The sequence below is a fragment of the Mycobacterium sp. genome (assembly GCF_032162605.1).
In the GTDB taxonomy this organism is placed as follows: Bacteria; Actinomycetota; Actinomycetes; order Mycobacteriales; family Mycobacteriaceae; genus Mycobacterium.
On record NZ_JAVROT010000135.1, the window covers coordinates 1 to 7,843 of the forward strand.

Genomic DNA, 7,843 nt, shown 5'->3' on the forward strand with positions numbered 1-7,843 from the left:
CCGGAATCGACACCGGCTTCGCCAATGACGTTCTGCCGCTCGCTTGTCGGGAATCTCCCGAAACATCGGCACGATCCGGCTCACCGAGATGTTCAACTACGCGACCTACCCCGACCACGGGGCCCGCCTACGAAATCCTCGGATTCGGAATGCCTCCGGAATTCGCTGACCGGATACGTCGACGGCAGGCCGACATTCGTCGTCGACCACGTGACACGCATGCACGACGATATCGCGCCCGACTGGCCACAACCCGGCGTCGCCATCGCTCCGCAGGACTTGGGCTATGGCGGTGCCTCCGGCCGTGGCGCCTATCAGGTCGAGATCGAGGGATCGCCGAACATCCGCTGCGAATGCGATTCCCGCGGAGATCGCCGGCACGGCTGGTGCGTTGCCCGCTGGCCGGTACACACCGGTTGCGACTGGTCGGGGACATGGATGGGTGTCAGCAGTGACGACATCGATTCGCTTCAGGCCGACTCTGGAAGAAGTCCAGCTACGGCTCCCAACCCCCCGAAGGAGAGCGGCTCGACGCGCCTCACCGATCAGGGGTTCCGCCTAGGACCAAGAAGCGTTGTCCCCCAGCGCATCAGCGGGGTACCGACAGCGTGAGAAAGGAAGTCATGACCATTGATCTGAGCGCAACCGATATCAGTCAGAGGGACGGCCTGGACCTGGCCGACCCTGCTCCGGTGACCAATGTCGCCGAGTACGGTTTCGAGGGACGTTTCGAGGATTGGGCCGACGACGCGCGGTACTTCGAATACTCCAAGGCCGCCAATCCGATTGGCTCCGGCCACACGTCGACCGTTCCCATCAGGGCTTTCGGCAGGGACCTCTACCTCGACGGCCCCACCCGAATCGTCCCATTGGACTTATCCCACGAACTGGGGATCAAGGAAGGCCCCGCGACCAGCCCGGCGCTGGTCGCGAACTTCGTGCACATCCGCGCGGGTGAGCAGATCGCCACTAGCCCGAACGCAACCTCTCAGCTGTATTACGTGATATCCGGCGCGGGTTTCAGTGCCGTGAACGGTCGGCTCGTGCGTTGGGAGGCGGGTGACTTCCTCATCCTGCCTGCCGCCAGCCGCGCCACGTTCTACGCCGGCTCCGGATCCGACGCTGCGCTGTACTGGGTGCATGACGAGCCGCTGCTTCGCCATCTGGGGGCAGACGCCACCAGGCCGCGTTTCCGCGCAACAAAGTTCCAGCGTGCCGACGCGGTGGCTCGACTCGACGAGATCGCGTCGCGCCCCGGCGCAAATGACAAGAGCAGGGTTAGCGTCTTGTTGGCCAACGCCGCCGAGGAGCAGACACTGACGATCACTCATGTGCTGTGGGCGATGTTCGGTCTGTTGCCGCCGAATCAGGAGCAGCGTCCACACCGCCACCAGTCGGTCGCTCTCGATCTGATTCTCGACGCCCAGCCCGGCTGCTACACGCTGCTGGGTACGCGATTGGACGAGCGGGGCGACATCGTCAACCCGACCAGGGTCGATTGGGAGGCAGGCGGCGCGTTTGTCACGCCGCCCGGCCTCTGGCACGCGCACTTCAACGAATCGGGCGCACCGGCGCACCTGATTCCGATCCAGGACGCCGGGCTGCAGACCTACCTGCGAAGCCTCGACATCCGCTTCTCCGACCGTAGGTGAGATCACCCATGCTGCTGGGAACGCCGTGGTGAGAGGGGGATTATCGCCTGCAGTGATGTTCCGCTGCCGATCGGACTCGATATCTGCAGATGTCCGCCGAGCGCTTCGGCGCGGTCTCGCAGCCCGATGAGCCCGGAGCCCCGCCCAGAGTCCGCTCCCCCGACCCCGTCGTCGCGTATCGACAGACGGAAGTTGGGTCCGTCGGTGTCGACGGCCACCCACACCTCCTTCGCCTGCGCGTGCTTGGCCGCGTTGGTCAGCGATTCCGCGACGATGTAATAGGCGGCCATTTCGACGGACTCCGGCAGCCTCCGGTCGACACCGACGCGGACCTCGACGGGGACACTGGAGCGGCGCGCGAGCGTCCTGAGGGCGGGTCCGAGTCCGCCCCGCGACAGGACCGCGGGATGGATCCCTCGGGATAGCTCCTGGAGATCGTGAAAGACCCCGGTCAGTCCGTCGACGATCTCGGCGAGTTGCTCACGGACGGATCCGAGGTCGGGTGGCACGGAAGCCTCTGCAGAACGAAGCTTGAGGCCCAGCGAAACCAGCCGTTGCTGTGCACCGTCGTGCAGATCGCGTTCGAAGCGGCGCCTGGCCTCGTCACCGGCCGCGACGATCCTGGCCCGGGATGCGGTGAGCTGGGTATGGGCTTCGGCGTTGGCAATCGCGGTCGTCACCAGATCGGCGAAGTCCGCGACCCGGGACTCGGTATTGGGAGGCAACGGGACTGGTTGTGACGAGCCAACAATGGCCGCACCCCATACCCGGCCATCGACCATGATCGGCGCCCCGACCCCCGACCGCATCCCCAGCCCGCGGATGTACTCGGCGGCCGCGCCGGGAGCCTGGTCGTGGCGGTGGCTGTCCATCCGGGCGGGGTGTCCCGAACGCATTACCAACGCCGCTACGGATTCACCGTCGAGCGGAAACGTCTGCCCGACAGTCATTTCGGTCTGTTGAGAGTCATGGTACCCCGCGAGTAGGAGGCCTGTGCCATCGGGATCGAAGCGAAACAGCGTCGCGTGGTGCACACCCAGGCAGCGGGCCAGCTCGTCGGCCACCGCGGAGAACACCGCAGAGGGGTCTCCCCCGCGGGCGACAAGTGTCGCCACCCGACGCAGCGAAGCCTGCAAGTCAGCCAGAATACGCAGGTCATCGCGGCTGCGCTCAGCTTCGACGGCACGTGTCCTTGCCAGGTGCGCCAGCGTGTTGGCGACCAGCGCGACGACCAGGAAGATGCCGATCACCGACCAATTTTCGGCTTGGGTCAAGGCGAAGTCCGCCGGCTCGTTACGGAAGTAGTCGAAGGCGACGGCACTGGCCACCGACGCCGTCGCCGCGAGCCCGAAGCCCCACACCGTGGAGACCACCAGAACCCCGACCAGATACACCACACCGAACGCATTGCCGGGTGCAACCTGCTTGAGCAGCAGCACCACAACCGATTCCACCACAATGAACGCCGCAGCGACCACCACGCCCAACCACACCGGCGGGCGCGCTGGACGCAGCAACCGCGACACCGGGCCTACCCCCACCGACGACGAACTCGCTTTTCCGATGGCCGAACTCCTGATACGCGGCAACTATCTGATGATGCCCATCGTCTCGGTCCAGCAACGCTGTGACATCACCGCTGACACCCATCGATACCCCCTGCTAGCTGGAGTCTTTGCCTCCCTGCGGTTGCCGTTCATGCAGAACGGCGGTAGGCCTCAGTCAGATGATCGAAATCTGAGATCAACAGCTTTGTTCACCCACCGGTGGGGATGAATATCACGGATACCGCCTCCCGGGTGGAGGCGCATTTGCAGCTGGCGGGTATGTCCAGAGTCCCGCTCGCCGGAGGCATCGATGGGCGTTGGCAGTGACGACATGGGCCGCCCGCAATGGCCAAGATGAAGGTGTTACTCCTGATTTGGCGGTTGATGTCAAGCCGGGGAAGGAATTTCAGCCAACGATTCAGCCGACCACGAAGAGGCAGCACTATGAGCCACTCGCCGCCCATATCGACGACGGCGGATGACGCTGGCACGTCGGAGGTGCCCGCGGCACCTGTCGTCGGCACTGCAGCCGAGCTGACTGACGGATATCACTTGGTTGTCGAGGCGCTCAAGCTCAACGACGTCGAAACCATTTACGGGGTAGTCGGCATCCCGATCACCGACCTGGCCCGGATCGCGCAGGCGACGGGGATCCGCTACATCGGGTTCCGTCACGAAAGCAATGCCGGCCACGCGGCGGCGGCGGCCGGCTTCCTGACGCAGAAGCCGGGCATCTGCCTGACGGTGTCCGCACCGGGCTTCCTCAACGGACTGGTGGCGCTGGCTAACGCCACCACGAATTGCTTTCCGATGGTGCAGATCTCGGGATCGAGCGAGCGGCACCTCGTCGACCTCAAGCAGGGAGACTACGAGGAGCTCGACCAAAAGGCGGCGGCGGAACCGTTCGTCAAGGCCGCTTACCGGGTCAACCGAGTCCAAGACATCGGCCGAGGCGTCGCCCGCGCGATCCGCACCGCGGTCTCCGGGCGCCCCGGCGGTGTCTATCTCGACATCCCTGCCGCGGTGCTCGGCCAGGTCACCGGCGCGGCGGAGGGCGAGGCTTCACTGCGGCGGGTCATCGACCCCGCACCGCGCCAGCTGCCCGCGCCCGAGGCCGTGGACCGCGCGACCGACCTGCTCGCCCACGCGCAACGGCCGTTGGTCGTGTTGGGTAAGGGCGCGGCATACTCGCGGGCCGACAGGCAGATCCGCGCGTTCATCGAGGCCACCGGCCTGCCGTTCCTGCCGATGTCGATGGCCAAGGGACTGCTGCCCGACTACCACCCGCAGTCGGTGGCCGCCGCCCGGTCACTGGCGCTGCGTCGCGCAGATGTCGTCATGCTCGTCGGCGCCCGGCTGAACTGGCTACTGGCCCATGGCGAGGCGCCACAGTGGAACCTTGAGGCGCAATTCATCCAGATCGACATCGAGCCCACCGAGCTCGACAGCAACCAGCCCATCGCCGCCCCACTGGTCGGGGACATCGGGTCGGTCATGACCGCGCTAATCGAGCGGACCCGTCCCGGACAGATCACCGCGCCGCCGCGGTGGCGCCACGAGCTCGCTGAACGCTCAGCGCAGAACGCCGCCAAGATGTCCGAGCGTCTGCGCGCCGACCCGCGCTCGATGCAGTTCTACGGAGCGCTGCGAGCCGTCCGCGACGTACTGCGCGAGTATCCCGACGCCTATGTCGTCAACGAGGGCGCGAACGCACTGGACTTCGCCCGCAACGTGATCGACATGCGGGTGCCGCGGCACCGCCTCGACAGCGGCACGTGGGGGGTGATGGGGATCGGGATGGGCTACGCGATCGCCGCCGCCGTCGAGAGCGGCGCACCCGTGGTGGCCATCGAAGGCGACAGCGCGTTCGGATTCAGCGGCATGGAGCTGGAGACCATCTGCCGATACCGGCTGCCCGTCGTCGTCGTCGTCCTCAACAACGGCGGCGTCTATCGCGGCGACGGGGTCAACACGGCGTCAGCGGATCCGGCGCCGACCACCCTAATGGCCAACGCCCGCTACGACCGGCTGATCGAGGCGTTCGGCGGCAAGGGCTACCACGCGACCACACCGGCACAGGTCACCATCGCCCTCACCGGCGCGCTGATGTCGAGGGGTCCCGCCCTCATCGACTGCGTCATCGACCCCACTGATGGCACCGAAAGCGGCCACCTCACCCACCTCAACCCGGCTGGCGTCGGGAAGCCATAGCACCAAAGTTCTTCTACCCGAAGGGACTCCCATCGTGACTAACCTGCCACTGAACGGGATCAAGGTCATCGACTTCACCGGCGTGCAAGCCGGCCCCGCCTGCACCCAGATGCTCGCCTGGTTCGGCGCCGACGTCCTCAAAGTCGAGCGCAACACCGTCGGCGATGTGGCACGCCGCCAACTGCGCGACATCCCCGACGTCGACAGCCTGTACTTCACCATGCTCAACAGCAACAAGCGCTCGCTGGCGATCGACACCAGAACTCCCGACGGTAAAGAGGTAATGGAGAAGCTGATCCGTGACGCCGACGTGCTCGTCGAGAACTTCGCCCCCGGCGCCATGGACCGGATGGGCCTGTCCTGGGAACACATCCACCAACTCAACCCGCGGCTGGTGTTCGGCTCGGTCAAGGGGTTCAACGACGACTCACCGTGGTCGGACCTCAAAGCCTACGAAAACGCGGCGCAATGCGCGGGCGGCGCCGCCTCGACCACCGGATTCTGGGACGGCCCGCCCACAGTCAGCGGCGCAGCCATCGGCGACAGCAACAGCGGAATGCACCTGCTGATCGGCATCCTTACCGCCCTGCTCGCCCGGGCGACGACCGGAGTCGGACAGAAGGTGTCGGTGTCGATGCAGGACACGGTGCTCAACCTGTGCCGGGTCAAACTGCGCGACCAGCAGCGCCTCGAGAAGCTCGGCTACCTCGCGGAATACCCGCAGTACCCGGACGGCACGTTCACCGACGCGGTGCCTCGAAGCGGCAACGCCAGCGGCGGCGGGCAGCCCGGATGGGTGCTCAAGTGCACGGGCTGGCAGACCGATCCCAACGCGTACATCTACGTCGTCGTCCAAGACCACAACTGGGCGCGGACGTGTCAGGCGATCGACAGGCCCGAGTGGGTCGACGACCCCGCGTACAACACCGTTGCCGCTCGTGCGTCGCACGTGTTCGATGTGTTCGACGAGATCGAGAAGTGGCTCGCCGACAAGACCAAATACCAGGCGGTCGACATTCTGCGCACCTACCAGGTGCCCTGCGCACCCGTGCTCAGCATGAAGGAGATCGCCGAGGACCACGCGCTGCGCGCCAGCGGCACCGTCGTCGAGGTTCAGCACAAGGAACGCGGCACCTACCTCACCGTCGGAAGCCCAATCAAATTCTCCGACTTCACACCCGAGATCACCGGATCGCCGCTGCTCGGCGAACACACCGACGACGTCCTCACCGAACTCGGCTACGACGCCCACACCATCGCGAAGATGCACACCGACAATGTCATCTGAATCACCGCTGGCCAGTCGGATCGGCCGCCGTCGCGTTGCGTCGTGCCGGGGCGGACGCTCCGCGGCCCAGTCGGTTGCGCAAAACTGTTGGCCGCGTGGATATCGACTTCGCCAACGCCGGATTTCAGTCGCTCAAGCCTCTACTCGAGATGTCCGACCTGACTGGCATGACCAGATCGACGTGAATCCGGACCGTCGTTCACTCGACTTCGAGCGGGATCGCGACCAGCAGTGACGTCCCCGATCCTGGGTGACTGGAGATGGTCATCTTGCCGCCGATCGCCTCGACGCGGTCGGTGAGACCGATGATTCCGGACCCCTTGCCGGCGTCGGCTCCTCCGATTCCGTCATCTCGAATCGACAGGTGCATGGTGGCACCCTCGATGTCGAGGCGCACATTCACGACGGACGCTCGCGCGTATTTGGCAGCGTTGGTGAGGGCTTCGGCGACAACGTAGTACGCGGCCACTTCGACGGGTTCGGGTAGTCGTCGGTCGGCCCCGAGGATGAGTTCGACCGGGACGACCGAGCGACGAGCCAGCGTCTTGAGCGCCGGGCCCAATCCACCCTTGGACAGAATCGCCGGGTGTATCCCACGGGACAGCTCCTGCAGGTCATTCGAGACGGCGACCACACTAGTCACGAGTTGGGAGATCCGTTCCCTCAAGGGCTGCTGCTCGGGCGGCACGTGGGCCTCAGCGGTACGCAACTCAAGGCCGAGTGAGACCAGCCGCTGTTGGGCACCGTCGTGTAGATCGCGTTCGATACGGCGCCGAGCGTCATCGGCGGCCGTGACAATTCGCACCCGAGATGCGGTGAGCTCAGCGTGGGTCTGCGCATTCGCGATTGCCGTCGCCGCCAGATCCGCAAAGTCCCCGACACGCTCCTCGGTGTCGGGTGGCAAGGGCTCGGGTCGCGACGAGCCGACGGCGGCCACCCCCCACAGCCTGCCGTCGACGATGATGGGCGTTCCGACGCCGCCCCGGATGCCCCGCGCACGAATCTGCGCCGCGGCGGCCCCGGCGGCGGCGTCGTGGCTGTCCATCCGAGCCGGATACCCGGTGTGCAACACCATCGCCGCGACGTTGTCGCCCTCGAGCGAAAATTGCTGGCCGACCGGCATCTTATTCGCGCCGGGCAGGTCC

5 protein-coding genes and 1 pseudogene are annotated in these 7,843 nt (G+C 65.9%); 4 read left to right on the forward strand and 2 right to left on the reverse strand.

Annotated elements, in window-relative coordinates; translation table 11 throughout:
• A pseudogene (locus tag QOI01_RS08265) lies at window positions 1-381 on the forward strand (NAD(P)H-dependent amine dehydrogenase family protein); the annotation flags it as partial.
• A gap of 242 nt (window positions 382-623) precedes the next feature.
• Window positions 624-1,652 carry an AraC family ligand binding domain-containing protein gene (locus QOI01_RS08270; RefSeq protein ID WP_526379783.1) on the forward strand — a complete coding sequence of 343 codons (1,029 nt, stop codon included), beginning with the start codon at window positions 624-626 and terminating at the stop codon, window positions 1,650-1,652.
• A 2-nt stretch (window positions 1,653-1,654) separates the two neighbouring features.
• Here the strand turns inward: QOI01_RS08270 and QOI01_RS08275 are convergent, their stop codons facing one another.
• Window positions 1,655-3,178, reverse strand: coding sequence for a GAF domain-containing sensor histidine kinase (locus QOI01_RS08275; RefSeq protein ID WP_526379785.1), 1,524 nt, complete (start codon window positions 3,176-3,178; stop codon window positions 1,655-1,657).
• A gap of 483 nt (window positions 3,179-3,661) precedes the next feature.
• Between QOI01_RS08275 and oxc the strand changes: the two genes are divergently transcribed.
• Both oxc and frc read left to right on the forward strand, forming a co-directional pair.
• Window positions 3,662-5,410 carry an oxalyl-CoA decarboxylase gene (oxc, locus tag QOI01_RS08280; RefSeq protein ID WP_526379791.1) on the forward strand — a complete coding sequence of 583 codons (1,749 nt, stop codon included), beginning with the start codon at window positions 3,662-3,664 and terminating at the stop codon, window positions 5,408-5,410.
• 34 nt (window positions 5,411-5,444) lie between these two features.
• Window positions 5,445-6,698: a formyl-CoA transferase gene (frc, locus tag QOI01_RS08285; protein WP_526379787.1), complete on the forward strand. Its 1,254-nt coding sequence runs from the start codon at window positions 5,445-5,447 to the stop codon at window positions 6,696-6,698.
• 199 nt (window positions 6,699-6,897) lie between these two features.
• Here frc and QOI01_RS08290 read toward each other — a convergent pair.
• Window positions 6,898-7,843, reverse strand: a 946-nt coding sequence (locus QOI01_RS08290; protein ID WP_526379789.1) for a GAF domain-containing sensor histidine kinase, incomplete at its 5' end; no start/stop codon positions are given.

What these genes read in the sequence shown, in the direction of transcription:
- QOI01_RS08270 (WP_526379783.1), top strand. Translation starts at nt 624, where the DNA reads ATGACCATTGATCTGAGCGCAACCGATATCAGTCAGAGGGACGGCCTG.